Genomic DNA, 25,957 nt, shown 5'->3' with positions numbered 1-25,957 from the left:
CGCTTAGGGGGCTCGCGGTGGCAGGGTTGGGTCGTGTGGCGCAGGCGCGTGAGGCGCTGGCCCGGCCTCGGTCTCGCTCAGGCTGGCCGGTGCCGGGCTGGCAGGCTCCGGGTGAGCCAGTGGGGCCACAGGCGCGGCTGCGGGGGCTGGCACGGGCTCTGTCGGCACCACGGGCGGCACCGTCGGCTGGAGCGGGGCCAGGATCTTCTTGGCTTCCTCTTCCATCGACAAGATGTGTTCGTTGTGCAACTGGCGACGGATCTCGTCAGCGCCGATTTCACGTTCAACTTCCTGTTTGATCGCATTGAAACTGCGTTTCAAGCGTCCGATCCACAGGCCGGCGGTGCGTGCAGCACCCGGCAGGCGCTCGGGGCCCAGCACCACGAGGGCAACCAGGCCGACGAGCAGCAGTTCACTGAAGCTGATACCGAACATGGGTTTTGGCTCACACGTCTTTGCGGGTCGGCTCTTCGACTTTTTGTGCCTGCACGTCGATGGTGTGCGGCTCATTCAGGGTCGAAGTGGTGTGCGGTGTCGGTGCGCCAGTTGGCTGCGCAGGAGGAACCACGGGTTCGGCAGGCTTTTCGTCGTCGTTCATGGCTTTGCGAAAGCCTTTGATTGACTCGCCCACGTCGGTGCCCAGATTTTTCAGTTTTTTGGTGCCGAAGACCAGGACCACGACTACCAGAATGACGATCCAGTGTTTCCAGTCAAAAATGCCCATGCTGTGCTCCTTGAAAAAAGGGTTTAGGCGGAAGGCCGGGAGGCTTTTTCCACGTGTCCGGAAGTGCCGATGCGGCGCTCCAGTTCATCCAGTACCGCCTGAGGATGCTGGCCCAACTGGGCGAGCATGATCATGCTGTGGAACCATAAATCAGCCGTTTCGTAGATGACATCGCTGCAGTCACCGCTGATGGCAGCATCTTTGGCGGCAATGATGGTTTCGACCGACTCTTCGCCGACTTTTTCCAGGATCTTGTTCAAGCCCTTGTGGTACAGGCTGGCGACATAGGAGCTGTCTGGCGTGGCGCCTTTGCGTGCTTCGAGCACTTGGGCGACGCGGTTCAGGGTGTCAGTCATGGGAGTGGCCTGCGTGATAAATGGCGTTCGGGTCTTTAAGCACCGGATCAACGGTCTTCCATTCGGCGTTTTCGTAAACGCGGTAGAAGCAGCTTTGACGGCCGGTATGGCAGGCGATGTCGCCGATTTGCTCAACCATCAGGATGATCACATCCGCGTCGCAGTCGAGGCGCATTTCATGCAGCTTTTGCACATGGCCTGATTCTTCGCCTTTGCGCCACAGTTTGCCACGCGAGCGTGACCAGTAGATGGCACGGTTTTCTGCCGCGGTCAGGCTCAGGGCCTCGCGGTTCATCCAGGCCATCATCAGCACACGTCCGGTTTTATGGTCTTGGGCAATTGCAGGCACCAGGCCATCGTTGTCCCATTTGATCTCGTCCAGCCAGTCTTTCATGTTTGACTCCGCACTCGCGATGCCCACAGTTTGCCAGCCTCTCTCAAGAGTGACCAGAATTCCTACGATCGGCGCACGATCAGGTAAAGGCCCACCACCAGCAGGATACCCGCCGGCCAGTAACCGATGCTGCCCAAAGGTCCGACAGTTGCCAGTAAGGCGCCTGCGACCACATGCCCGGCGCCCAGCAGGCGCAAGAACCAGCCGTCCCGGGGCTCACGCACCGCTAGCGGCTGGTTCTTGGCGTGAGGTTGCGACATACGTTCCAGCAGGTCGCGGGTCATGCCCGCCAGATGCGGGATCTGCTCGACCTGGCTGTGCAGGTTGCGCAGCAGGGTTTTGGGGCTGACGCGCTCGCGCATCCAGCGTTCAAGGAACGGCTGCGCGGTGCTCCACAGGTCAAGGTCGGGGTACAGCTGGCGGCCCAGGCCTTCGATGTTGAGCAGGGTTTTTTGTAACAAAACCAACTGCGGCTGGACTTCCATGTTGAAGCGCCGAGCGGTCTGGAACAGGCGCATCAGCACCTGACCAAAGGAAATCTCTTTGAGCGGCTTCTCGAAAATCGGCTCGCACACGGTGCGGATCGCCGCCTCAAACTCGTTGAGCTTGGTGTTCGCAGGCACCCAGCCCGAGTCGATGTGCAGTTGGGCCACACGCCGGTAATCACGCTTGAAGAAGGCAAACAGGTTGCGCGCCAGGTAGTCCTGGTCTTCGGGGGTCAGGCTGCCGACGATGCCGCAGTCGATAGCGATGTATTGCGGGCTCCACGGGCTGACCGTGCTGACGAAGATGTTGCCGGGGTGCATGTCGGCATGGAAAAAACTGTCACGAAACACTTGGGTGAAGAAGATCTCGACCCCGCGTTCGGCCAGCAGCTTCATGTCGGTGCGCTGGTCGGCCAAGGCCGCCAGATCGGTGACTTGCAGCCCGTAGATGCGCTCCATGACCAGCACCTTGGGGCGGCACCAGTCCCAGTAAATCTGCGGCACGTAGAGCAGCGGCGAACCTTCGAAGTTGCGCTTGAGCTGGCTGGCGTTGGCCGCCTCGCGCAGGAGGTCGAGTTCGTCGTAAATGGTTTTTTCGTAATCGCTGACCACGTCTACCGGGTGCAGCAGGCGCGCATCCGCGCTCAGGCGCTCGGCGGTCTTGGCCAGAATAAACAGCCAGGCCAGGTCAGAACCGATGATCGGCTTGAGGCCCGGGCGGACGACTTTGACCACGACCTCTTCGCCGGTCTTGAGCTTGGCGGCGTGCACCTGGGCCACCGAGGCTGAGGCCAGCGGATCAATGTCAAAACGGCTAAAGACTTCGCTGATTTTGGCGCCGAGCTGTTCTTCGATCAGCTTGACCGCCAGCTCCGGGTCGAACGGCGGAACGCGGTCTTGCAACAGCATCAACTCATCGGCGATGTCCGGTGGGAGCAAGTCGCGACGGGTCGACAGAATTTGCCCGAACTTGATGAAGATCGGTCCTAAGTCCTGCAAGGCCAGGCGCAGGGCTGCGCCCCGGCTCAGCTCCAGCTTTTTACGCGGGAACCAGCGCCACGGCAGGGCATAGCGCAGCGACAACAGCCACCACGGCAAGGGCAGGGCGAACAGCAGGTCATCCAGGCGGTAGCGAATGACGACGCGCTGGATGCGAAACAAACGGCGTATGGCAAGCAGCTTCATGCGTGATCGCTGGGCTTGAGGGATCGGCTGAGGCGCTCAAAGCGTGCCTCCAGGCGGTCCAGGTCGAGTTTAAGTCGGTCGATTTGCTCAAAGCGCGCTTGCGCTTCACGTTCGCCGACCAAGGTGCGGGCTTCTTCGCTCAGGTATTCGGCCAAATTCTGATTGAGGCTGGCGAAACCTTGCTGGTACCAGTTGGCGCGGCTGCGCAGGTGGCCGCCGATCAACGCCGTAGGCACAGGACCGATCCAGCGTGAGAGTTCGTACTCCCAATCCAGTTCAAGGTCTTGCAGCACGGCGGCCAGCGCCATCAATGCGGCGCTGTCACCTTCGAGGTCGACCTGCGGGCCGTGCAACACCGCGCTTTTGTCTTTGCTCAAGGCCAGGCGCAGCAGGGTCGACGTCGGGGCACGCAAGGTGCAGTCGGCTTCGGCGGCCCACTCAGCGGCCAGCATCAGGCCTTCATCGCTGGGCAGGATAAACAGCTGAACCGTCGGGCTGCTGCCGCGCACCGCAATGACCTTGCCGGTCAACGGGCGCAAGCGTGCCAAGGCCGTGCTGTCCAGGCGCAATACCCGGTTAACGGCGGTTTCGACGCTGGCGAGAAGGCCGCGCAGCAACATCAGGGCTTGATGCCGCGGTGCAGTGCGACGATACCTGAGGTCATGTTGTGATAGGTCACGCGGTCAAAACCGGCCTCGACCATCATCGACTTCAGCGTCTCCTGGTTCGGGTGCATGCGGATCGACTCAGCCAGGTAGCGGTAGCTGTCGGCATCGTTGAGCACCAGCTTGCCGACCATGGGCATAAAGGCGAACGAGTAGGCGTCGTAAACCTTGGACATCAGCGCATTGGTCGGCTTGGAGAACTCCAGCACCAACAGGCGGCCGCCCGGCTTGAGCACACGCAGCATGGAGCGCAGCGCGTCTTCTTTGTGGGTCACGTTACGCAGGCCAAAGGCGATGGTCACGCAGTCGAAGTGGTTGTCCGGGAACGGCAGCTTTTCGGCGTCGGCCTGAACGAACTCGATATTGCCGGCCACGCCTTTGTCCAGCAGGCGATCACGGCCTACCTTGAGCATCGAGGCGTTGATGTCGGCCAGTACCACGTGGCCGGTCGGGCCGACCAGTTGCGAGAACTTGCGCGCCAGATCGCCTGTACCGCCGGCGATGTCCAGCACCTTGTTGCCTGGGCGTACACCCGACAGCTCGATGGTGAAACGCTTCCACAGGCGGTGCATGCCGCCCGACAGAACGTCGTTCATCAGGTCATATTTACCGGCCACGGAGTGGAAAACCTCGGCGACTTTGTCGGCCTTTTGGCTTTCCGGCACGTTCTTGAAGCCGAAGTGAGTGGTGGGTTCGGCATCGCTGCCTTTGCGCTGATCAGTCATATCGCTGTCACCAGAAGAGAATGCTGGCCATTCTAATCCCGGTAGCCGGCTTTGTCTTGGCGAGGGTCAATGTAAGTATAGTGATCGACTTTTTTACGAGGAACGCAGCAATGGCAAACATCAGTGTTGAGCGCATCCACAACCTGGGTCTTGAGCAGGCACGGGTCAAGGCCCGGGAAGTGGTGGGTAAGCTGCAATCTCAGTACGGGCTGAGCCCTGAGTGGTCGGGCGACAAGGTGACCCTGAAACGTTCCGGGGTCGAGGCCCAACTGGAAGTCGATGAGCGCCGGGTCAAAGTGGACGTGAAACTGGGCATGTTGATGTCGGCGATGAGCGGCATGATCCAGTCAGAAATTGAACGCTCGCTGGACAAAGCGCTGGCATAAACCTGTTTTAAACCTGCCTTGAAACTAGGCGGATTAAGGTCTAAACCTGTTACAGGTGAACATGTTGTTCACCTTGATGACGCGGCGCTTTGACTCAAAGACGTCGCGACTGAACATTGAGGGGAACACAATGGCTGCAAAGAAACCGGCTGCACCTGCAAAAGAAAGTCACTCATGGACCGGCAAGATAGAAGAGTACTCGCGCAAGATCTGGTTGGCAGGCCTTGGGGTGTACTCAAAGATTGATGCCGATGGCAGCAAGCTGTTTGACAGTTTGGTCAAAGACGGCGAAAAAGCTGAAAAGCTGGCCAAGAGTGCAGGCAACAAGTTTGTCGATGAAGCCAAGGCAACCACCTCATCCGCGCGTTCACGGGTTGAAGACGTGAAAGACCTGGCGCTGGAGAAGTGGAGCGAATTCGAAGAGGCTTTCGATAAACGCCTGACCAGCGCGATCTCCCGCTTGGGCGTGCCGAGCCGCGAAGAAGTCAAAACCTTGCATGCGCAAGTCGACGTACTGACCAAGCACATCGAAAAACTCACCGCAGCCGCAGCAAAAGTCGCCGCCACCAAAGCCACGCCTGCAAGCAAGCCCGCACCAGCCAAAGCGACGACCGCCAAGCCTGCCGTTAAGCCTGCTGCTGCCAAGCCCGCGGCCGCTAAACCAGCCGCCAAGCCTGCAACGGCTAAACCGGCAGCCAGCGCTGCTGCCAAGCCTGCGGCAAAACCAGCCGCTAAACCTGTCACCAAAGCCCCTGCCAAGCCAGCCGCAAAACCAGCCGCAAAACCGGCAGCCAAGGCAGCGGCCAAACCCGCCGCTAAAAAACCGGCAGCGGCCAAAAAACCAGCCGAAGTGAAGGCCCCGGAGCCAACCACCTCATCCTGAGTTGCCCACATCTGGACTGTAGGAGCGAGCTTGCCTCGCGATCTTTTGATCTTTAAAAAGCTCGCGAGACAAGCTCGCTCCTACAGTTGGGCTGAGTGCTACAACATCAGCTTTACAACTGACACCGAAGGGTCGCGCGACTTGCCGGCGGCTTTGAGTTCGGCCAGGTAGTCCTGCCACAACTCATCTTTGCGTACCCCCAACTGATACAGGTACTCCCAGGTGAACAGCCCGCTGTCATGGCCGTCATCGAAGGTCAGCTTCAGGGCGTAATTGCCTGCGGTTTCGATCTTGAGCAAACCGACATTGATTTTGCCGAATTGCAGAATGGGCTTGCCGTGGCCCTGCACCTCTGCGGACGGCGAATGCACGCGCAGCAGTTCGGCCGACAGGTGGTGCTCCTCGCCAGACGGGTATTTGAGGGTCAGGGTTTTTGAGGCTTTGTGCAGGGTGATGGCGCTGGGGATCATGGTCATAACCTTTTGGTCTTCACACAAACACGAAGCCGCTGTCGCAGGCTGCGACAGCGGCTACAGGTGCCCGGCTTACAAGATGTAGCGCGAGAGGTCTTCGTTCTTGGCCAGTTCGCCCAAGTGGCTGTTCACGTACTCGGCGTCAATACGAATAGGCTCTTCGTTCTGCGCGCTGGCGATGTCACCGGCACTGAACGATACCTCTTCGAGCAGGCGCTCCAGCAGCGTGTGCAGACGACGAGCACCGATGTTTTCGGTTTTCTCGTTAACCTGCCAGGCAATTTCCGCCAGACGCTTGATGCCTTCAGGCTGGAACTCAATGTTCAGGCCTTCAGTTTTCAGCAGTTCGCGGTATTGCTCGGTCAGCGAAGCGTGCGGCTCGCTGAGGATGCGTTCGAAGTCTTCCGGGGTCAGCGCCTTGAGTTCGACACGGATCGGCAGACGGCCTTGCAGCTCAGGCACCAGATCGCTTGGTTTGCTCAGGTGGAAAGCACCGGAGGCGATAAACAGGATGTGGTCAGTTTTAACCATGCCCAGCTTGGTGTTGACGGTGCAGCCTTCGATCAGCGGCAGCAGGTCGCGCTGTACGCCTTCACGGGACACATCGGCGCCGCCGACATTGCCGCGCTTGGCCACTTTGTCGATTTCGTCGATGAACACAATACCGTGCTGTTCAACGGCTTCCAGGGCTTTGGCCTTGAGTTCTTCGTCGTTGACCAGGCGGCTGGCTTCTTCGTCACGCACCATTTTCAGGGCTTCTTTGACTTTCAGCTTGCGGCTCTTGCGCTTGCCTTTGCCCATGTTGGCAAACAGGCTTTGCAGCTGGTTGGTCATTTCTTCCATGCCTGGCGGCGCGGAAATATCGACACCGGCCACGTCGGCCACTTCGATTTCAATTTCCTTGTCGTCCAGCTGGCCTTCACGCAGGCGCTTGCGGAACAGCTGACGGGTGTTGGAGTCCTGCGGTGCAGCCGCCTCTTCGCCAAACGTGCGGGCAGGTGGCAGCAGGGCGTCGAGAATGCGCTCTTCAGCGGCATCTTCAGCGCGGTGACGGACTTTAACGATTTCTTGCTCGCGCAGCAGCTTGATCGCCGCGTCAGCCAGATCACGGATGATCGACTCTACGTCGCGGCCCACATAGCCCACTTCGGTGAATTTGGTGGCTTCAACCTTGATGAACGGTGCGTTGGCCAGCTTGGCCAGACGGCGCGCGATCTCGGTTTTACCGACACCGGTCGGGCCGATCATCAGGATGTTTTTCGGGGTGACTTCAACGCGCAGCTCTTCAGGGAGCTGCATGCGGCGCCAGCGGTTACGCAAGGCGATTGCAACGGCGCGTTTGGCGTCGTCCTGGCCGATGATATGGCGGTTGAGTTCGTGGACGATTTCGCGGGGAGTCATGGACATAATAATTGGCGTTCCTCTAGCTGAAGTCAGGTGCATACACGGGCCAGCGAACTGGCCCGGCAGGGGGCTTACTCAGCGAGGTCCTGCTCCTCAATAGTGATGTTGTGGTTGGTGAACACGCAGATGTCGCCAGCAATGCCGAGTGCGGTCTCGGCGATTTCGCGGGCCGGCAGGTCGGTTTTCATCAGCAGGGCGCGGGCTGCCGCTTGGGCAAAAGCACCGCCAGAACCCATGGCGATCAAGCCGTCTTCGGGCTCAACCACGTCGCCGTTACCGGTGATGATCAAGGATGCGTCTTTGTTGGCGACGGCCAACATGGCTTCCAGGCGGCTCAGCGAGCGGTCGGTACGCCATTCTTTGGCCAACTCGACAGCGGCGCGAACCAGATGGCCCTGATGTTTCTCAAGCTGGCCTTCAAAGCGTTCGAACAGGGTGAAAGCATCGGCAGTTGCACCGGCGAAACCGGCGATTACCTGGCCGTGGTACAGGCGACGGACTTTTTTCGCGTTGCCTTTCATCACGGTGTTGCCAAGAGAAACCTGGCCGTCGCCAGCCATAACGACTTTGCCGTGGCGGCGAACTGAAACGATGGTGGTCAAGGGAGAGTCTCCACGCAGCGGGGCGAAAATGCCTGATGGAGATACATATGGGGGTTGTAGCGCGTATTTCAACAGCGGGAGGGGAATGCGGATGAATGGAGTGAAGGAAGCGTCTGTAGGCGCTGGCGCAGGCTGCGATCTTTTCGAATGTTAAAAGATCGCAGCCTACGGCCTGGATTAGCGGCGCTGCTGCAACAACAGGTTGTTGAAGCCGCCACCGGCCAATTGCTTCTGGGCCACGGTCAGTTGTTCGCGGTTGCTGAACGGGCCGACCAGTACCCGGTACCAGGTTTCGTCTTTCACCGTGCCCGACTCAACCGAAGCGGTTTGGCCGAGCAGAATGATTTGGGCGCGCACTTTGTCCGCATCGGCCTGTTTGCGGAACGAGCCCGCCTGCAGGAAGAACTTGGTCGTCGACGGCGCTTCCTTGACCACCGGTGGTGCCGGCGGTGGCGTCAGGCCGTTCAGGGCGGCTTGAGCCCGCACGGTGTCGATTTTTGCCGCTTCAGCCGGTGTCACCGGCGCCAGAGGGGCCGTTGGCTGCGCAGGTGGGGTCTTCTCCGGCACGGCTTCTGGCGGCACGATCACTTCTGACTCGGGCAACAAGGTATAGAAGTCGTACTTAGGCTTGACCGGCTGAGTCGGGCTCGGCGGCGTCTTGTTGGCTTCAGCCTGTTGCGAGGTTTTTTGCGCCTCTTGCTTGACCCGTTTGACGTCGTCGCCCTTGCCCGGCTCGAGCTTCATCAAAAACACGATAAACGCGCCGACGGTGAGGCCGATGGCCAGCCACAACCAGCCCGGAATCGGCTTTTTGGCTGGCGCCTGATACCGGCTGGCGCCTCGCTTGGGTGCAGGTTTTTTCTTGGCGGCCAACTTACATGCGCTCCAGAGTTTCCAGGCCCAGCAATTCCAGGCCTTGCTTGAGGGTCAGGCCGGCCAGGGCTGCCAGGCGCAGACGGCTTTGTTTTTGGGCCTCGTCTTCGGCGTTCAGGATCGGGCAGTTCTCGTAGAAGCTGGAGAACAGACCGGCCACTTCGTACAGGTAGGTGCACAGTGTGTGTGGCGTGCCTTTTTCAGCAACGTTGTTCAGCACTTCACCGAATTGCGCCAGTTTTGCGGCCAATTCCTGCTCTTGTGGCGCCGCCAGGACGATGTGTCCCGGTACTTCGTCGAAACGCTTGCCCAGTTTGCGGAACACGCCCGCCACACGGGTGTAGGCATACAGCAGGTAAGGTGCGGTATTGCCTTCAAAGTTCAACATCAGGTCAAAGTTGAAGCTGTAATCGCTGGCGCGGTGCTTGGACAGGTCCGCGTATTTCACCGCGTCGATGCCGACCACCTTGGCGATGGCGCGCAGTTCTTCTTCGGCCAGCTCAGGGTTCTTCTCTTTGACCAGGGTGTAGGCACGTTCCTGGGCTTCGGTGAGCAGGTCGATCAGTTTTACCGTGCCACCGTCGCGGGTCTTGAAAGGGCGGCCATCAGCGCCGTTCATGGTGCCGAAGCCCATGTGTTCCATTTCCATCGGGTGGGTCACAAAGCCTGCTTTGCGCGCCACGGCAAACACTTGCTGGAAGTGCAGGGCCTGACGCTGGTCGACGAAGTACAGGGCGCGGTCGGCCTTCAGTACACCGCTGCGGTAGCGGATGGCTGCCAGGTCGGTGGTGGCGTACAGGTAGCCGCCGTCTGCCTTGACGATAATCACCGGCAACGGCTCGCCTTCGGCGTTTTTGAACTCGTCGAGGAACACGCACTGCGCGCCGTTACTCTCCACCAGCATGCCCTTGGCTTTGAGGTCGTTGACCACGTTGATCAGGTCGTCGTTGTAGGCGCTTTCGCCCATCACGTCGTCCATGGTCAATTTAACGTTGAGCAGTTCGTAAATTTTCTGGCAGTGCGACAGCGAGATGTCTTTGAACTTGCTCCACAGCGCCAGGCAGTCCGGGTCACCGGCTTGCAGCTTGACCACCAGGCTACGGGCGCGGTCGGCAAACTCAGGGGACTCATCGAAGCGCTTTTTGGCGGCGCGGTAGAAGTTTTCGAGGTCAGACAGCTCGTCGCTGGTGATCGGATTTTCTTCGAGATAGGCCATCAGCATGCCGAACTGGGTGCCCCAGTCGCCCACGTGGTTCTGACGGATCACTTCGTCGCCCAAAAACTCCAGCACCCGTGCTACGCCGTCACCGATGATGGTGGAGCGCAGGTGGCCTACGTGCATTTCCTTGGCCAGGTTAGGCGCGGACATGTCGACAGCGGTGCGCTGGTGCGGGCCGGATTTGCGCACGCCGAGCTTTGGGTCGGCCAGTGCGGCGTCCAGGCGCGAGGCCAGGGCTTGAGTGTTCTGGAAGAAGTTGAGGAAACCGGGGCCTGCGATTTCGACCTTGCTGATTTGCTCATCGGCCGGCAGCGCGGCAATGATTTTTTCAGCCAGATCGCGTGGCTTAAGGCCGGCAGGTTTGGCCAGCATCATGGCGATGTTGCTGGCGAAGTCGCCGTGGGTTTTGTCACGGGCGTTTTCCACCTGAATCGCTGGCGTCAGGCCTTCAGGCAACACACCTTCTGTGACGAGTTGAGCAAGGGCTTGTTGAATCAGCTGGCGAATGGTGTCTTTCATGGTCTTCTCTTTCGACCGCAAGCGCGGTAGCGCTTCAGTGCGCAGGTGGAAAAACTGGGTATTGTCCGCTAACGGAGCGGCGAGCTGCAAGCCTGTAGGAGCGAGCTTGGATCAATACAAATCAACCGGGTCGACATCCAGCGACCAGCGGACTTGTCTGCCACTGGGCATTTGTTCAAGGATCAGCAGCCAGTGGCTCAGCAGCCGATGCAGCGGCGCTCGGGCGTTGGCTTGTAAGAGTAGTTGAGCGCGGTAGCGTCCGGCCCTGCGTTCCATTGGCGCAGGCACGGGGCCCAGCAGTTCGATGCCGTGCAGGTTGAGCTCGCCCAGCAAACGCTCGGCCTCGCTGCAGGCTTCATCCAGGAACCCTTCGGCTTGCCCCGGTTTGTGCGCTTCGGCGCGCAACAGCGCCAGGTGCGCAAAGGGCGGCAAGCCCGCAGCCCGGCGCTCGCTCAAGGCCTGTTCGGCGAAGGCAAAGTAGCCTTGCTCGGTCAATTGAATCAGTAGCGGGTGATCGGCCAGGTGGGTCTGGATAATCACCCGGCCCGGTTCTTCCGCCCGGCCCGCACGGCCTGCGACCTGCACGATCAATTGCGCCATGCGTTCGCTGGCGCGGAAGTCGCCCGAGAACAGCCCGCCGTCAGCATCCAGAATCGACACCAGCGTTACCCGTGGAAAGTGGTGGCCCTTTGCGAGCATTTGCGTGCCCACCAAAATGCACGGCTGGCCTTTCTGGATGGTTGCAAACAGCTGGTTCATCGCGTCTTTGCGTGACGTGCTGTCGCGGTCGACCCGCAGCACCGGGTAATCCGGGAACAAAATCGCCAGCCGCTCTTCGGCCCGCTCGGTACCAGCCCCTACAGGGCGCAAATCAACCTTGGCGCATTGCGGGCAATTGCGTGGCACGCGCTCGACGTAACCGCAGTGATGGCAGCGCAATTCGCCTGAGCGCTGATGAACGGTCATGCGCGCGTCGCAGCGCTTGCACTCCGACATCCAGCCGCAGTCATGGCACAGCAGGGTCGGCGCAAAGCCGCGACGGTTGAGAAACACCAGCACTTGCTGGCCCGCCGCCAGTGTCTGGCCGATGGCTTGTTGCATCGGCCCGGAAATACCGCTGTCCAGTGGCCGACTTTTTACATCCAGGCGTAGGAATCGCGGCTGTTTAGCTCCGCCTGCACGTTCATTCAAGCGCAGCAAACCATAGCGGCCGGTGTAGGCGTTATGCAGGCTCTCCAGCGAAGGAGTGGCTGAGCCGAGCACGATCGGGATGTTTTCTTGCCGTGCCCGCACCAGCGCCAAGTCGCGGGCGTGGTAGCGCAGGCCTTCCTGCTGTTTATAAGAGCCGTCGTGTTCTTCGTCGATGATGATCAGCCCGGGGTTTTTCATCGGGGTGAACAGCGCCGAGCGCGTACCAATAATAATGTCGGCCTCGCCGTCGCGGGCCGCGAGCCAGCTTTCGAGGCGCTCGCGATCATTAACCGCCGAATGCACCAGCGCGATGCGGGCGTTGAAGCGCTGCTCGAAGCGGGCCAGGGTTTGTGGCCCCAGGTTGATTTCCGGGATCAACACCAAGGCCTGTTTACCGGCTTCGAGGGTTTCGCGGATCAGCTGCAAATACACTTCGGTCTTGCCGCTGCCGGTCACGCCCGCCAATAAAAAGGCATGGAAGCTGTCGAACCCGGCGCGAATCGCCTCGCAGGCAGCGCGTTGCTCATCGTTGAGCGGCAGCTCGGGCTGGGCCAGCCAGCGTTCATGGCGTGCACTGGGCGCGTGGCGGCGAATTTCGACCGTCACCAGCTCTTTGGCCAGCAACAGGTCGAGGCTGTCCTTGTTCAGCTTTAACTTGCTCAACAGCTGATGGGCCACGCCGTGCGGGTGCTGGGCGAGAGTGGCCAGGGCCTCGCGCTGGCGCGGGGCGCGGGCGATGCGCGGGTCATCCAGCTTGGCGCCGGGGGCGATCTGCCAGAAACGCTCCTGGCGCGCTTCGGCCAGTTCGCCCTGGCGCAGCAGTACGGGCAGCGCCCAGCTCAGTGTGTCGCCCAAGCTGTGCTGGTAATACTGCGACGTCCACAGGCACAGCTTGAACAGCGACGCGGGCAGCGGTGGCGTGGTGTCGAGCAGGGCGATGGCCGGTTTGAGCTTGTCGGCCGGGACTTCGCTGTGATCGACTACTTCCACCAGAATGCCGATCATTTCCCGTCGCCCGAACGGCACCCGCAAGCGCATGCCAGGCTGTAATTGACTGCGCAGCACGCCCGCAGGCGCCCGGTAGTCAAACAGGCGGCGCAAAGGGGAAGGCAGGGCAAGGCGCAAAATGGCGTCGGGCACGCGGGGCTCTCAAGTGGTCGGCGTTCAATATGGCCGGGAGCCTAGCAGACAACGCGCCCGGAAGCAGGTTCGGGGTGGCTGAAAACCCGTAGATGAAGATCAAGAAACAGCCGACCCCCGGTGCTTGCGTCTGTTTAAAGGTCTGGTATCATTCCCGCCCTAAATTTACGTGCGGTATTCAACAATGGTGTTGAGTGGCGGCACGCTAGCCTGAGGAATACCCCATGAAAGCCGATATCCATCCAGCGTACGAAGTGATCGAAGTAACTTGCAGCTGCGGCAACAAGTTCGAAACTCGTTCTAACCTGTGCAAGCCACTGGGTACTGACGTATGCAACGAGTGCCACCCGTTCTACACCGGTAAGCAAAAAACTCTGGACGTTGGCGGTCGTGTTGATCGCTTCAAGACTCGTTTTGGTGCTTTCGGCGCTAAAAAAGTCGCCGAGTAAGGCACATGACCTTGGCCAGGCTTTTGGGTCTGACCGGGTTAATGAAAAAGGCGTCCCTTGTGGGCGCCTTTTTTGTGCCCGCGATTTGGTATTCCGTCGCTCAGGCGCAGGTGCTGTGCCCGGCGCCGCGCGCGCTCACCTACGCGCAGGTGGAGCGCGTGGTCGATGGCGACTCGCTGCGGCTTAAAGATGGCCGCAGCGTGCGCCTGATTGGCCTCAATGCCCCGGAAACCGGTAAAAAGGGCCGCCCTGACGAGCCGTTTGCCGATGCCGCACGCAAACGCCTGCAAGCGCTGGTCACGCAAAGTGACGGGCGTGTCGGCTTGCTACCGGGGTTGCAGCCGCAAGATCGCTATGGGCGTACTCTGGCCCATGTTTTCGGCGCCAATGGCAGCAATTTCGAAGCACAGTTGCTGGCCGATGGTTTGGGTTTTCAAGTCGCCCTGGCGCCTAACGTTGAACTGCTCGAGTGCCAGCAGGCTGCCGAGCAGCGTGCCCGTGCAGCCGCACTCGGGTTGTGGCGACAATCACCGGTGCTGGCCCCGCAGCAGATCAGCCGTTCGGGTTTCGCGCTGGTCAGTGCCAACGTCACCCGGGTGCAGCGAAACCGTGGTGGCCTGTGGATTGATCTGCAAGGCGGGGCGGTGGTGCGCATTGCCCCTGAGTACTTGAGCAACTTCGATCAGGCAGCGCTCAACCGCTTGCAGGGCAAGCAAATCGAAGTGCGCGGCTGGGTGCTGGATCGTGCCCGGCGCGGTGGTTTGAAATCAGGGCAGGCGCGCTGGATGCTCTCACTGACCCATCCGGGCATGATAAAAACCATTTCGAATGTAAAGTTGTAGACAATTTTATATTTAAATTGTGGACATTCAGCCCTTCTAGGTCGCGGCTCTTGGCCCAAAGTCGTAGGGTAAAGCCCTTGACACTGCTGACTGGTCAGTCTTGTCGGGACTTTACGACACGCGTATGCTCGGCGGTCCGTCGTCCAACAGAAAAAAAGCGGAATGCCTATATGTCTGATTTGAAAACCGCCGCTCTCGAATATCATGCCCAGCCCCGCCCGGGGAAACTGAGCGTCGAGCTCACCAAGCCTACTGCGACTGCCCGCGATCTAGCGCTGGCATACAGCCCGGGTGTAGCCGAGCCAGTACGCGAAATCGCCCGCGATCCTGAGCTGGCCTACAAGTACACCGGCAAGGGCAACCTGGTCGCCGTAATTTCTGATGGCACCGCAATTCTGGGCTTGGGCAACCTCGGCCCGTTGGCGTCCAAGCCGGTTATGGAAGGCAAAGGCGTGCTGTTCAAGCGCTTTGCCGGTGTGGATGTGTTCGACATCGAAGTCGACGCCGAAAGCCCACAAGCTTTCATCGATACCGTTAAGCGTATTTCCATCACCTTCGGCGGCATCAACCTCGAAGACATCAAGGCACCTGAGTGCTTTGAGATTGAGCGTGCTCTGATCGAGCAGTGCGACATTCCGGTTTTCCACGATGACCAGCACGGCACCGCGATCGTGACCGCGGCCGGCATGATCAACGCCCTGGAAATCGCTGGCAAAACCCTGCCAGAAGCCAAGATCGTGTGCCTGGGCGCAGGCGCAGCGGCCATCTCCTGCATGAAGTTGCTGGTGAGCATGGGCGCCAAAATCGAAAACATCTACATGATCGACCGTACTGGCGTGATCCACTCCGGCCGTGACGACCTGAACCAGTACAAAGCGGTGTTCGCTCACGCGACCGAAAAACGCACCCTGGATGACGCCTTGCAAGGCGCTGACGTGTTCGTAGGCCTGTCCGGCCCGAACCTGCTGAGCGCTGAAGGCCTGAAGTCCATGGCGGCCAACCCGATCGTGTTTGCATGCTCCAACCCGGATCCAGAAATCTCTCCGGAACTGGCTCACGCCACCCGTAGCGACGTGATCATGGCCACTGGCCGTTCGGACTACCCGAACCAGGTCAACAACGTACTGGGCTTCCCGTTCATCTTCCGTGGTGCTCTGGACGTTCGCGCCAAGCGCATCAACGAAGAAATGAAAATCGCAGCGGCCAACGCACTGCGTGAACTGGCCAAACTGCCAGTGCCACAAGAAGTGTGCGACGCCTACGGTGGCATCAAACTGGAATTCGGTCGTGAGTACATCATCCCGAAACCAATGGATAAGCGCCTGATCACCCTGATCTCCGATGCCGTGGCTAAAGCCGCTATCGAGACCGGTGTGGCCACCCTGCCGTACCCGAAACACTACCCGCTGAAAAGCGTGGATGACGTCTTCAACGGCTAAGCCCGCGTAGCGTCAAACTAAAAGCCCCGGCTCGCAAGAGTCGGGGCTTTTTGCGTTAAGGGGGCTGAAAGCGACTGTTCGTCTCTCAAGTATTTCTTGTGTATTTCAAGAATTTTCCTACATCCATCCCCGGCACTATCCGTTAGCGTCTGCTCTCCTTTTTTGACTCCAGCCCATGACGCCCGCTGATATGCAGACACCAGTGCCTGATCTCCTGAATACCTGTCTTCAATTGGCCGATGAACAGGGCCAGCGTCACCACGATGGCCTGGACGCTACTGGGCGCGGAGAAATCAACGGAGTATTGCGTGCTCAAAGCCTCATGTTGTCGGGCGCAGGCCAGCAATGTGCCCTGAACCGCTACCAAATGGCCTTGGTGGCCGCGCACGGTGGCGGCATCCTGGAGCCTGCTGCGCAGGAGCATCAAGATTATCGTCCGCTGTACCAGGACGTAGCGTATTCACAGCGTTTTCAGTCGGTGCCGGGGGCCTGCGATCAGCTGTTTATGGCCCATAACCCTGAACTGTTGCTGATCGCCGTGCGCGAGCCGCGCCCGGCGACGGCCTTTTTGGGGGAGGGCGACCTTGAGCCAGTGCCCTTTGATGAGGGGGCAGGCCGCGTGCATCGGGGCTTTTACCACGCCGCCAAGTGCCTTTATGAGCGCGTAAGTGCTTGTCTGAATAACGGCTTCGGCGGGCATAAAGTGCTGATGTGCGGGCACGGTGTGAGTGGTGCCATTGCGCTGATCCTCGGCCAGATGCTGCGCCATCGTGACGTGCAGCTTTATACCTACGGCGCTCCCCGTGCGGGCGACGCTGCCTTTGTTGGGGCGGCGCAATCGCTGGCGCATTATCGGATGGTCCACCATCACGACCTGTTGCCCAGCCTGCCAGGCAGCTGGATGAACACCCGGCTGTCGACGTATCACGGGCACGCCGCGCAGAGCTTTAACCATGCGCCGCCTGAGCTGGGTGTGTTTGTGGCTGGCCTTGGCGCGTTGACCGGCGAGCTGTATCAGCATCACGGAGCCTTGTGCCACTTCATGCCGCTGGCGTCCGGGCAGGAGAGTGCGCACCTGATGTGGGCACCCACGAGCGATATCGTGACCCAGCATGCGCTGAGTCGTTTGGTGTTTGAGAAGGTGCGTGACAGGCCCGAGTGCGACGGGGTGGTTGGGATCGGCCTTGGGGAGTCGTTGGGTGTAGACAGCTATGTGGCGAGCAGTTGGGCTGCATTGCAGCGTTCACAGGCCGCATTGGAGGCTCGTGAACCCGAAGTGACAGAAGCTGTAATAAAGGCGGTTGATCTGGCGTTTGAGCATATTGGCCAGCAACTGCGTAGCCGTTATCAGGCCGTGGTGAGCGAGGTGTATGCGCACTCGCATGAGCAAGAACGCATGATCAACCTGTTGATGCGTGAGCTGAGCCGGCTCCACATCACCCGCCAGCGCTTGTACGACATGAGGTTCAAGGTGCCAGGCGTGGCTGAGGTGTATGGCGACTGTGTTCAGCAGCCCTAAACAAAAGGGGGTTAGCTGCAAGCGGCTTCAAACTTGCCGCTTGCAGCTAACCCCCTTGGCGCTCTCTTCGTCAGAAGAGATCTATTGGCGCCCCGTCTTCTGCTGGCAGCGGGCTGCCCGGTGCCGGGGTGCTGCCCAGTTCGCTGTTGGTCGGCGGTGTGTCTTCGCTTTTAAACAGTTCAAAGTAGGCGCCCGGTGTGCCCGGTGAAGCAATGCGGCCGCTGGCCGGGTCGATGCGCAGGCTGAGGATGCCTTCCGGCTCGGCCTGGGTGTGCGCAGGTTTGCCTTTGAGCGCGCCGCCCATGTAGCTCATCCAGATCGGCAGGGCCACGGTGCCGCCGTACTCGCGACGGCCAAGGCTCACGGGTTGGTCGAAACCGGTCCATACGGTGGTCACGTAATCGGCGTTGTAGCCCGAGAACCACGCATCTTTGGACTCGTTGGTGGTACCGGTTTTGCCTGCCAGATCGGTACGGCCCAGCGCTAAAGCGCGGCGGCCGGTACCGCGTTTGATCACGTCCTGCAGCATGCTGGTGAGGATGTAAGTGGTGCGCCCGTCAACGATACGCTCAGCCACGGCCTGGGTTTCTGCGGTGGGCAGGCCAGGGGCGGCGTTGATGGTGTCAATGGTCAGCGCGGCGGCCTCAGCAGGTACGTCTTTGCTGGCGTTTTTCGGAACGCTTGGCGGGTTGGCCACGAACAGGGTTTCGCCGTTGCGGCTTTCAATCTTGTCGATCAGGTACGGCGTGATTTTGTAACCGCCGTTGGCAAAGGTGCTCCAGCCGGTGGCGATTTCCATCGGCGTCAGGGTGGCAGTGCCCAGGGCCAGCGACAGGTTGCGCGGCAGGTCCTGCTTGTTGAAGCCAAACTTGCTGATGTAGTCGATGGTGCGGTCGACACCCAGGCTTTGCAGGGTGCGGATCGACACAAGGTTGCGCGACTTGTACAGCGCTTCACGCAGCGGGATCGGGCCAAGGAAGGTGTTGGTGTCGTTCTTCGGACGCCAGACCTTGTCCAGGTACTCATCGACAAACACGATCGGTGCGTCGTTTACCAGGGTGGCGGCGGTGTAGCCGTTATCCAGGGCGGCGCTGTAAATGAATGGTTTGAAGCTGGAGCCCGGTTGGCGTTTGGCCTGAGTGGCACGGTTGTAGTTGCTTTGCTCGAAGGCAAAACCACCCACCAGTGCACGAATGGCGCCGTTGTCCGGGTCAAGGGACACCAGTGCGCCTTGCACGTCAGGGACCTGGCTGAATTTGTAGGTGCCGTTGGCTTGCGGTTGCAGGCGAATCAAATCGCCAACTTGCGCTACATCCGAAGGCTGCTTGGGCATGGGGCCCATGCTGTTGGTGTTAATGAACTTGCGCGCCCATTTCATGCTGTCCCACGGGACGTGAGCCTCGCCGTTACGGGTCAATACTTGCAGGCCGTCTTTGTCGACCTGGGTCACGATGGCCGGCTCAAGCCCGCTGATGGTGCGCTGTTTGGTCAGCTCCTGAGCCCAGGCCGACGGAGATTTGCCGGCAAAGCGTGATTCAGGGCCGCGATAGCCGTGGCGCTGGTCGTAGACCATCAAGCCGTCTTCAACCGACTTGTTGGCCAGCTCTTGCAGGTCGCTCGGGACGGTCGTGGTGACGCGATAACCTTCGGTGTAGGCCTCGCTGCCATAGCGGCCGACCATTTCGGCACGGGCCATTTCAGCAATGTAAGGCGCGTTCACTTCTGGCGTCGGCACGTGGTAGCTGGCGTTAACCGGCTCGGCAATCGCGGCTTCATAACTGGCCTGGTCGATTTTGCCCAGCTTGTACATGCGGCCCAAAATCCAGTCGCGGCGTTCTTTACTGCGCACCGGGTTGGCCAGCGGGTTGAAGCGCGAAGGGGCTTTTGGCAGACCGGCAATCATGGCCATCTGCGCCAGGCTCAGGTCGCGGATCGACTTGCCGTAGTAAACCTGCGCAGCAGACTCGATGCCGTAAGCGCGGTTACCCAGGTAAATCTTGTTCACGTACAGCTCAAGGATCTCGTCCTTGGTCAGTTCGCGTTCGATTTCCAGGGCCAGCAGGATTTCGTTGGTTTTGCGTGAAAAGCTCCGCTCACTGGTGAGGAAATAGTTCTTCGCCACCTGCATCGTGATGGTGCTGCCACCCGATTGTATGTGTCCGCTTTTTACCAACTGGCTGGCGGCACGCATCAGGCTGCTCGGGTCGACCCCGTAATGATTGGCGAAGTTGTCATCTTCTGCCGAGAGCAATGCATTGATGAAATTGGGCGGAATGTCGGCGAACTTGATTGGAGAACGGCGCATTTCGCCAAACTCTGCAATCAATTTCCCGTCGCTGGTGTAGACCCGCAAAGGAATCTGCAACTGGATGCTTCTCAACGACTCTACGGACGGCAAGCCAGGACTAAGATAGAGAAACGCGCCGCTGAGCACGAGCAAAAGCCCGCAGACCACGGCAACGAAAGACCACCCGAAAAACTTCAGCAGACGAATCAAGGCTTTTGGATTTCCAGATTAAGAAATGGGTTTGCACGTCAGGGTAGTGCGCATGCTGCGCCGGGTCGACGATGCGGAAAAAAACGCCCGGCATTATAAGCATTTTTCGGCTGCCAGCGTCATGGGCCGCATGTCAGAACGGGTTATGAACGGATCTCATTTTTTACCCTCCGTAAGTCACGCAATGCATTAGGGAAAATCACAGTGCCCGGATACTTTTGTAAAACCCGCCAGCGGTTTGTGGGTGTCGACATTGGCTCGCACACGATAAAAATTGTCGAATTGAGCCGTTCAAACGGCCCCTTCCAGCTGGAGGCCTATGCGGTTGAACCGCTGCCCGCCACGCTCATGGACGATCAGACCAGCGCCGAGCCGAAAAGTGTCGCCCAGGTGCTGCTCAAGGCGTTGGGTGCCGCTTCGGTGTCGGCGCACGAGGCGGTGGTGGCGCTGCCGGACACGCACGTCATCTGTAAACAGCTTGAGGTGGACGCCGGGCTCAGCGATGACGATCTGGAGCTTTATGTGCGGCTTGAGGCCGAGCAATACATTCCGTATGCCCTGGACGAAGCCGCCCTGGATTTCGACGTGCTGGGGCCTTCACCGAACAACTCCGAACAGCTGCACGTGCTGCTGGTGACGTGCCGCCAGCAAACCTTGGCGTGGTACGAGGCGGTGCTGAGCCAGGCCGGGCTCAAGGCGCGAGTGGTCGCGGTTCAGGCCCATGCGCTGGCGCGTGCGATTGAAGGCGCAACACCGTTGGTCGCTGAGGCGCAGTTGCCGGCCACCGTGGCCGTCATCGACGTTGCGGGCCACACCACGCTGCTCAGCGTCGTGCACCAAGGGCAGGTGCTTTATGCCCGTGAGCTGTTGTTTGGCGCCGACACACGTGAAGAGGGCGCCTTTAACCCGGGCGCGCTGGAGCAGGTGAAGCGTGGGCTTGAGCAATACGCCGAATCAGTTGTAGCGCCCGCCGTGCAATCGCTTTGGTTGGCGGGGGCAATCGGCGCCCGCAGCGGCCTCAGCGCCTGGTTTGAGGCCCGCCTCGGGCTGCCCGTGCACGTTGCCAACCCGTTTTCGCAAATGACCATTAGCCCTTTGGTTACACCTCAAGCCTTGCGTTGCGATGCCCCGATGTTGTTGACTGCCTGCGGCCTGGCCTTGAGGGGTTTTGATTAATGGCGAGCATCAACTTACTGCCGTGGCGCACCCTGTTGCGAGAAAAACGACGTAAGCGTTTTGTAGTCGTACTGATCGCGCTGTCAGCGGTGGCGGTAGGCGGGTTGTTTGTGATCGACCACTTTATTGATCGGGCCGTTGAACGGCAGCTGGCGCGCAATGACTTGATCAGAAGCTCGATGGTGCAACTGGATGGTCGTGCCGAGCAGATCGACCAGTTGAAAGTGCGCCGCGAGCAATTGCTTGAGCGCATGCAGACCATCGAAACGCTACAGGGCAACCGGTCTGACAGCGGGATCATTTTGGAGCAGTTGGCGCGCAGCTTGCCCAAGGGCGTGTTTTTTACCGACGTAAAAATGTCTGACCAGACCCTTGTGATCACCGGGGTGGCGCAGTCCAACAGCCTCGTTGCCGAGCTGATGCGCAATCTGGACGCCTCGCATTGGCTTGAAGCGCCGGTGCTGATCGACGTGCAGGCAGGCCCCAGCCCAAGCGAAGGGCCGCAGCGCTTGTTCCAGATGAGCGTGCGCCAAACGCGGCATGCCCATACCGGCGCCCAGTTCTGATGGTTGCTCAGTGGCTGGCGCGCTTGAGCCATTTTGATTTGCGAGACCTGAGCGTTGAGCGTGTCAGTAATGGTCCGCTAAAGCTCAAGGCCTTGGTTGCACTGTTGTTAGTGAGTGCAGTGCTGGTGATGGGCTACGGACTGATGCTGCGGGCGCCGATTAACCAGCTTGCCCAGCAGCGTGACGCCGAAGTGATGCTGCATGGCGAATTTGTTGCCAAGGCCGCTCAGGTCGCGAGCCTGGAAGCCCAGTTGCTGTCTATGCATGAGCTGGAAGCGGCGTTCAGCGACGTCTTGAAGCAACTGCCCGGTCAGGCCCAAGTGCCCGGCCTGCTGGTCGACATGTCTCGTCTCGGCCAGACCAGCGGCTTGCAGATCGAACACATTCAGTGGTCGCCCGAGGTGTTGCAACCGTTCTACGCCGAACTGCCGTTAAAGCTGGTGCTGATTGGCGGCTATCACGACCTGGGGCATTTCGTCAGCCAGTTGGCGGGCCTGCCGCGCATTGTCACCCTGCATGACTTCACCCTCACCCCACTCAATGAGTCAAACGACGGCCAATTGCGCATGACGCTGCTGGCCAAGACCTACCGCACCTACGATCAAGGATAGATCCCATGAGTGTTGGCTTTCGGCTGCTCGGTGCCTGCTGTCTGGCGGGCCTGACGGGCTGCGATCACGCGCACAACCTTGCGCAACTGCAAGCCTCTTTACAGGCAGTGCCGGCGGGCCCGGTCGCCGTTATGGCGGCTGTACCGCGTGTCGAGCCTCTCGCTGTGGTGGCGTATGCAGCGTCGGGGTTGCGCAGCCCTTTTCAGGCGCAACTTGACGGCGGAACAGGGCGTTGGCAGCCCAGCTTGCTGGTGGCCGAAGACCTGGACAACGACCGCCCCCGGCATTTTCTGGAGGGGCTGGCCCTTGAGCACTTCGAGATGGTCGGCACGTTTTCCAATGAGCACGGGGCCAACGCCCTGCTGCGCGCTAATGGGCTGGTGCACCGTTTGAAGGTCGGTGACTACCTGGGGCGCAATAACGGGCAGGTTGCCTCGATCAATCGCGCGCACGTTGAAGTGTTTGAAGTGATTTCAGATGGTCAGGGCGGTTGGCTGGAAAGGTCCCTGAGCATCCCTTTAAAGCAGCAGTCTTAACGGATAAACACCATGAAAAGGATTTTCCCGGTCTGTGCACTGGCGCTATGGAGTGCGCTGAATTCGCAGACAGCGCTGGCCATCGCCCAGCATCAACCCCCGTTGTCAGTAAAACCCCCTGTAGTGGCGCCGCCCCCGGTGTATGTCGGGGAAAAGGTCTCGCTGAATTTTCAGGCCATTGAAGTGCGCACGGTGTTGCAGTTATTGGCCGAATTTACCCGGTTCAATCTGGTGGTCAGTGATGCGGTGCAAGGCAGCATTACCCTCAATTTGCAGGAGGTGCCGTGGGATCAGGCGCTGGACCTGGTGCTGGCCAGCAAAGACCTCGGTAAGCGTCTCGAAGGCAACGTGCTGTTGATTGCCCCCGCAGAAGAAATCGCCGCCCGTGAGCGCCACGAGTTGGAGGCGCACAACCAGCGGGCTGAGCTGGCGCCGTTGCGACGCGAATTGGTGCAGGTCAATTACGCCAAGGCCAGTGACATCGCCAAGCTGTTCCAGTCCGTTACCCATGGCCAGGACGGCATGGGCCTTCGCGGGTCTATCACCGTGGATGAGCGCACCAATAACATCATCGCGCTGCAGTCGGACGAGCAGTTGGCCGAACTGCGGCGCATCGTGGCGCAACTGGACGTGCCGGTTCGTCAGGTCATGATCGAAGCGCGCATTGTTGAGGCCGGGGTGGATTTTGAACGCCATTTGGGGGTGCGCTGGGGTGGCACCTTGAATGCGGGTGGCAACTGGAGTGTCGGCGGCACGGGCGCCGGGGCGGGCGAGATGAGTGCGCCCTTTGTCGACATGGGTGTCAGGGGCAATACCTCGGGCTTGGGCATCGCCTTTATCAGCAACAACGTCTTGCTGGACCTTGAGTTGAGCGCCATGGAAAAAACCGGCAATGGCGAAATCATCTCTCAGCCCAAAGTGGTCACGTCCGACAAGGAGACCGCCAAAATCCTTAAAGGCACTGAAATTCCTTACCAGGAGTCCAGTGCCAGCGGCGCCACCTCCGTGTCATTCAAAGAGGCCTCCCTGTCGCTGGAGGTGACCCCGCAAATCACCCCGGACAACAGCGTCATCATGGACGTGGTGGTGACCAAGGACGAGCCGGACTACATGAACATGGTCAATGATGTGCCGCCGATCAAAAAGAACGAGGTCAACGCCAAGGTGCTGGTCAAAAATGGCGAAACCATCGTAATCGGCGGTGTTTTCTCAAATACTCAAAGCAATGTGGTAGATAAAGTGCCATTTTTGGGCGATCTGCCGTATGTTGGCCGACTTTTCCGTAAAGACGTTGTGCTGGAAAAAAAATCCGAGCTGCTGGTGTTCCTTACTCCGCGTATTATGAGCAACCAGGCGATTGCTGTGAGTCATTGATTCTGTGCGAAATTTGATTCTTGTTGGGCCCATGGGGGCTGGTAAAAGCACCATCGGACGTTTGCTGGCCAAAGAGCTGCACCTGCCATTTAAAGATTCCGATAAGGAAATTGAAGTGCGCACCGGTGCCAATATCCCGTGGATCTTCGATAAAGAAGGCGAGCCAGGCTTTCGTGATCGCGAGTCGGCCATGATCGCCGAGCTGTGCGAGGCCGATGGCGTGGTGTTGGCGACGGGCGGCGGCGCCGTGATGCGCCCCGAAAACCGCAAGGCGTTGTGGGCGGGCGGGCGCGTGGTGTATTTGCATGCATCGGTTGAACAGCAGGTTGCCCGCACCGCGCGCGATCGCAATCGGCCCTTGCTGCGCACTGCCAACCCCGAGAAAACCCTGCGCGATTTGCTGGCCATGCGTGACCCGCTTTATCGAGAAATCGCCGACCTGGTGGTAGAAACCGATGAGCGGCCGCCACGAATGGTGGTTCTGGATATTCTCGAGCGGCTGGGGCAGCTGCCTCCCCGTTAAAGTGCGCCACGAAATGCGTTATCCTCGGCGCCGACCATGACCGCGCAGCGGCATGCCATCACTTGATAATTGCGAAACAAGGCACGGGGTTTCATGCAGACACTGAAGGTTGATCTAGGCGAGCGTAGTTACCCAATTCACATTGGCGAAGGTTTGTTGGATCAGCCCGAGTTGCTGGCCGAGCACATCGCTGGCCGCCAAGTGGCGATTGTGACCAATGAAACCGTTGCGCCACTCTACCTCGAGCGTCTGACGCGCAGCCTCGCGCAGTATTCTGTGATGCCGATCATCCTGCCGGATGGCGAAGCGCACAAAAACTGGGAAACCCTGCAACTGATCTTTGATGGCCTGCTGACCGCCCGTCATGACCGTCGCACCACCGTGGTCGCTCTGGGCGGCGGCGTGGTGGGGGACATGGCCGGTTTTGCGGCGGCGTGCTACCAGCGCGGCGTTGATTTTATTCAGGTGCCGACCACCTTACTGTCCCAGGTCGACTCGTCGGTCGGCGGCAAAACCGGCATCAACCACCCGCGGGGCAAAAACATGGTGGGCGCGTTCTACCAGCCCAACCTGGTGCTGATCGATACCCAAACCCTCAACACCTTGCCCGAGCGCGAGCTGTCGGCAGGCCTGGCTGAAGTCATCAAGTACGGGCTGATCTGCGACGAGCCGTTCCTGACCTGGCTTGAAGACAACATGGATGCCCTGCGCGGCCTTGACCAACAGGCCCTGACCGCCGCGATTTACCGTTCATGCAAGGCCAAGGCCATCGTTGTGGGCGCTGATGAACGCGAGTCGGGTGTACGCGCTACGCTTAACCTGGGCCATACATTTGGCCACGCGATCGAAACCCACATGGGCTATGGCGTGTGGTTGCACGGCGAAGCGGTAGCAACTGGCACCGTGATGGCGCTGGAAATGTCCGCACGTCTGGGCTGGATCACTGACGCCGAGCGTGACCGCGGGATTCGCCTGTTCGAGCGCGCCGGCTTGCCGGTGGTGCCGCCTGCTGAAATGAGCCCCGCTGATTTCATGCAGCACATGGCAGTTGATAAAAAAGTGATCGACGGTCGTATGCGCCTGGTGCTGTTGCGTCGCATCGGTGAAGCGACAGTGACCGACGATTATCCACAAGAGGTTCTACAAGCCACGCTGGGTGCGGATTACCGCGCGCTGGCTCAGCTTAAAGGTTAATAAGATC

The 25,957-nt window shown here is 59.8% G+C and carries 27 protein-coding genes; 13 read left to right on the top strand and 14 right to left on the bottom strand.

Annotation, left to right across the window (positions count from 1 at the left end):
• Nucleotides 1-3: 3 nt before the first annotated feature.
• The 7 genes from tatB to ubiE form a co-directional block, all read right to left on the bottom strand.
• On the bottom strand, nucleotides 4-435 hold the full coding sequence (tatB, locus tag ACJJU9_RS23330; RefSeq protein WP_407729640.1) for a Sec-independent protein translocase protein TatB: 432 nt from the start codon (nucleotides 433-435) through the stop codon (nucleotides 4-6).
• A 10-nt stretch (nucleotides 436-445) separates the two neighbouring features.
• The gene (locus tag ACJJU9_RS23325; protein ID WP_153332906.1) at nucleotides 446-724 is read right to left on the bottom strand and encodes a twin-arginine translocase TatA/TatE family subunit; all 279 of its coding nucleotides are present in this window, start codon (nucleotides 722-724) and stop codon (nucleotides 446-448) included.
• A 23-nt stretch (nucleotides 725-747) separates the two neighbouring features.
• Entirely contained in the window at nucleotides 748-1,080 is a 333-nt protein-coding gene (locus ACJJU9_RS23320) for a phosphoribosyl-ATP diphosphatase (RefSeq protein WP_048366733.1), read from the bottom strand.
• Entirely contained in the window at nucleotides 1,073-1,474 is a 402-nt protein-coding gene (gene hisI / locus ACJJU9_RS23315) for a phosphoribosyl-AMP cyclohydrolase (RefSeq protein WP_019412272.1), read from the bottom strand. The genes ACJJU9_RS23320 and hisI overlap by 8 nt, the downstream gene beginning before the upstream one ends.
• Before the next feature lie 62 nt (nucleotides 1,475-1,536).
• A complete protein-coding gene (ubiB, locus tag ACJJU9_RS23310; protein ID WP_407729639.1) occupies nucleotides 1,537-3,144 on the bottom strand; it encodes a ubiquinone biosynthesis regulatory protein kinase UbiB in 1,608 nt (535 codons plus the stop codon).
• On the bottom strand, nucleotides 3,141-3,764 hold the full coding sequence (locus tag ACJJU9_RS23305) for an SCP2 domain-containing protein (RefSeq protein ID WP_407729638.1): 624 nt from the start codon (nucleotides 3,762-3,764) through the stop codon (nucleotides 3,141-3,143). The genes ubiB and ACJJU9_RS23305 overlap by 4 nt, the downstream gene beginning before the upstream one ends.
• Nucleotides 3,764-4,534 carry a bifunctional demethylmenaquinone methyltransferase/2-methoxy-6-polyprenyl-1,4-benzoquinol methylase UbiE gene (gene ubiE, locus ACJJU9_RS23300; RefSeq protein ID WP_048366729.1) on the bottom strand — a complete coding sequence of 257 codons (771 nt, stop codon included), beginning with the start codon at nucleotides 4,532-4,534 and terminating at the stop codon, nucleotides 3,764-3,766. The genes ACJJU9_RS23305 and ubiE overlap by 1 nt, the downstream gene beginning before the upstream one ends.
• A gap of 110 nt (nucleotides 4,535-4,644) precedes the next feature.
• Here ubiE and ACJJU9_RS23295 point away from each other — a divergent pair, with 110 nt between their 5' ends.
• On the top strand, nucleotides 4,645-4,920 hold the full coding sequence (locus ACJJU9_RS23295; protein WP_407729637.1) for a polyhydroxyalkanoic acid system family protein: 276 nt from the start codon (nucleotides 4,645-4,647) through the stop codon (nucleotides 4,918-4,920).
• A gap of 130 nt (nucleotides 4,921-5,050) precedes the next feature.
• Nucleotides 5,051-5,803, top strand: coding sequence for a phasin family protein (locus ACJJU9_RS23290; protein ID WP_407729636.1), 753 nt, complete (start codon nucleotides 5,051-5,053; stop codon nucleotides 5,801-5,803).
• A gap of 98 nt (nucleotides 5,804-5,901) precedes the next feature.
• Here ACJJU9_RS23290 and ACJJU9_RS23285 read toward each other — a convergent pair whose 3' ends face one another.
• The 6 genes from ACJJU9_RS23285 to ACJJU9_RS23260 form a co-directional block, all read right to left on the bottom strand.
• Nucleotides 5,902-6,273, bottom strand: coding sequence for a gamma-butyrobetaine hydroxylase-like domain-containing protein (locus ACJJU9_RS23285; protein ID WP_407731027.1), 372 nt, complete (start codon nucleotides 6,271-6,273; stop codon nucleotides 5,902-5,904).
• 75 nt (nucleotides 6,274-6,348) lie between these two features.
• Entirely contained in the window at nucleotides 6,349-7,683 is a 1,335-nt protein-coding gene (gene hslU, locus ACJJU9_RS23280) for an ATP-dependent protease ATPase subunit HslU (protein ID WP_048386399.1), read from the bottom strand.
• Between the two features lie 68 nt (nucleotides 7,684-7,751).
• Entirely contained in the window at nucleotides 7,752-8,282 is a 531-nt protein-coding gene (gene hslV, locus ACJJU9_RS23275) for an ATP-dependent protease subunit HslV (protein WP_048366724.1), read from the bottom strand.
• 177 nt (nucleotides 8,283-8,459) lie between these two features.
• Entirely contained in the window at nucleotides 8,460-9,155 is a 696-nt protein-coding gene (locus ACJJU9_RS23270; RefSeq protein ID WP_153332914.1) for an SPOR domain-containing protein, read from the bottom strand.
• A gap of 1 nt (nucleotide 9,156) precedes the next feature.
• Complete coding sequence (gene argS / locus ACJJU9_RS23265) at nucleotides 9,157-10,893, bottom strand: arginine--tRNA ligase (protein ID WP_048366722.1); 1,737 nt, start codon at nucleotides 10,891-10,893, stop codon at nucleotides 9,157-9,159.
• Nucleotides 10,894-11,004: 111 nt separating this feature from the next.
• Nucleotides 11,005-13,224 carry a primosomal protein N' gene (locus ACJJU9_RS23260; RefSeq protein WP_048366721.1) on the bottom strand — a complete coding sequence of 740 codons (2,220 nt, stop codon included), beginning with the start codon at nucleotides 13,222-13,224 and terminating at the stop codon, nucleotides 11,005-11,007.
• A gap of 224 nt (nucleotides 13,225-13,448) precedes the next feature.
• On the opposite strand from ACJJU9_RS23260, the gene rpmE reads away from it, so the two are divergent.
• From rpmE to ACJJU9_RS23240, 4 genes are all read left to right on the top strand, one after another.
• Entirely contained in the window at nucleotides 13,449-13,673 is a 225-nt protein-coding gene (gene rpmE, locus ACJJU9_RS23255; protein ID WP_048366720.1) for a 50S ribosomal protein L31, read from the top strand.
• Nucleotides 13,674-13,678: 5 nt separating this feature from the next.
• Nucleotides 13,679-14,515, top strand: a complete 837-nt coding sequence (locus ACJJU9_RS23250; protein WP_407729635.1) for a thermonuclease family protein — start codon at nucleotides 13,679-13,681, stop codon at nucleotides 14,513-14,515.
• 170 nt (nucleotides 14,516-14,685) lie between these two features.
• A complete protein-coding gene (locus ACJJU9_RS23245; protein WP_048366718.1) occupies nucleotides 14,686-15,954 on the top strand; it encodes a malic enzyme-like NAD(P)-binding protein in 1,269 nt (422 codons plus the stop codon).
• A gap of 202 nt (nucleotides 15,955-16,156) precedes the next feature.
• On the top strand, nucleotides 16,157-17,473 hold the full coding sequence (locus ACJJU9_RS23240) for a lipase family protein (RefSeq protein WP_407729634.1): 1,317 nt from the start codon (nucleotides 16,157-16,159) through the stop codon (nucleotides 17,471-17,473).
• Between the two features lie 70 nt (nucleotides 17,474-17,543).
• Here the strand turns inward: ACJJU9_RS23240 and ACJJU9_RS23235 are convergent, their stop codons facing one another.
• Nucleotides 17,544-19,967, bottom strand: coding sequence for a penicillin-binding protein 1A (locus ACJJU9_RS23235; protein ID WP_371929044.1), 2,424 nt, complete (start codon nucleotides 19,965-19,967; stop codon nucleotides 17,544-17,546).
• 207 nt (nucleotides 19,968-20,174) lie between these two features.
• Here ACJJU9_RS23235 and pilM point away from each other — a divergent pair, with 207 nt between their 5' ends.
• The 7 genes from pilM to aroB all read left to right on the top strand — a co-directional run bounded on the left by pilM (nucleotide 20,175) and on the right by aroB (nucleotide 25,950).
• Nucleotides 20,175-21,146, top strand: coding sequence for a type IV pilus biogenesis protein PilM (gene pilM / locus ACJJU9_RS23230; protein WP_407729633.1), 972 nt, complete (start codon nucleotides 20,175-20,177; stop codon nucleotides 21,144-21,146).
• Complete coding sequence (locus ACJJU9_RS23225; protein WP_048386385.1) at nucleotides 21,146-21,712, top strand: PilN domain-containing protein; 567 nt, start codon at nucleotides 21,146-21,148, stop codon at nucleotides 21,710-21,712. Before pilM ends, ACJJU9_RS23225 begins: the two co-directional genes overlap by 1 nt.
• A complete protein-coding gene (locus ACJJU9_RS23220; RefSeq protein ID WP_407729632.1) occupies nucleotides 21,712-22,323 on the top strand; it encodes a type 4a pilus biogenesis protein PilO in 612 nt (203 codons plus the stop codon). The genes ACJJU9_RS23225 and ACJJU9_RS23220 overlap by 1 nt, the downstream gene beginning before the upstream one ends.
• A 5-nt stretch (nucleotides 22,324-22,328) precedes the next feature.
• Nucleotides 22,329-22,859 carry a pilus assembly protein PilP gene (locus tag ACJJU9_RS23215; RefSeq protein WP_048386381.1) on the top strand — a complete coding sequence of 177 codons (531 nt, stop codon included), beginning with the start codon at nucleotides 22,329-22,331 and terminating at the stop codon, nucleotides 22,857-22,859.
• Between the two features lie 12 nt (nucleotides 22,860-22,871).
• On the top strand, nucleotides 22,872-24,233 hold the full coding sequence (locus tag ACJJU9_RS23210; RefSeq protein ID WP_407729631.1) for a type IV pilus secretin PilQ: 1,362 nt from the start codon (nucleotides 22,872-22,874) through the stop codon (nucleotides 24,231-24,233).
• 4 nt (nucleotides 24,234-24,237) lie between these two features.
• Complete coding sequence (gene aroK / locus ACJJU9_RS23205; protein ID WP_048366711.1) at nucleotides 24,238-24,756, top strand: shikimate kinase AroK; 519 nt, start codon at nucleotides 24,238-24,240, stop codon at nucleotides 24,754-24,756.
• A 93-nt stretch (nucleotides 24,757-24,849) separates the two neighbouring features.
• Nucleotides 24,850-25,950 carry a 3-dehydroquinate synthase gene (aroB, locus tag ACJJU9_RS23200; protein WP_407729630.1) on the top strand — a complete coding sequence of 367 codons (1,101 nt, stop codon included), beginning with the start codon at nucleotides 24,850-24,852 and terminating at the stop codon, nucleotides 25,948-25,950.
• Nucleotides 25,951-25,957 lie beyond the last annotated feature (7 nt).

This window comes from Pseudomonas helleri (assembly GCF_045830615.1).
Lineage (GTDB): Bacteria > Pseudomonadota > Gammaproteobacteria > Pseudomonadales > Pseudomonadaceae > Aquipseudomonas > Aquipseudomonas helleri.
Note: the sequence above shows the minus strand (reverse complement) of the source record. Positions and strands in the feature narration are given on the sequence as shown.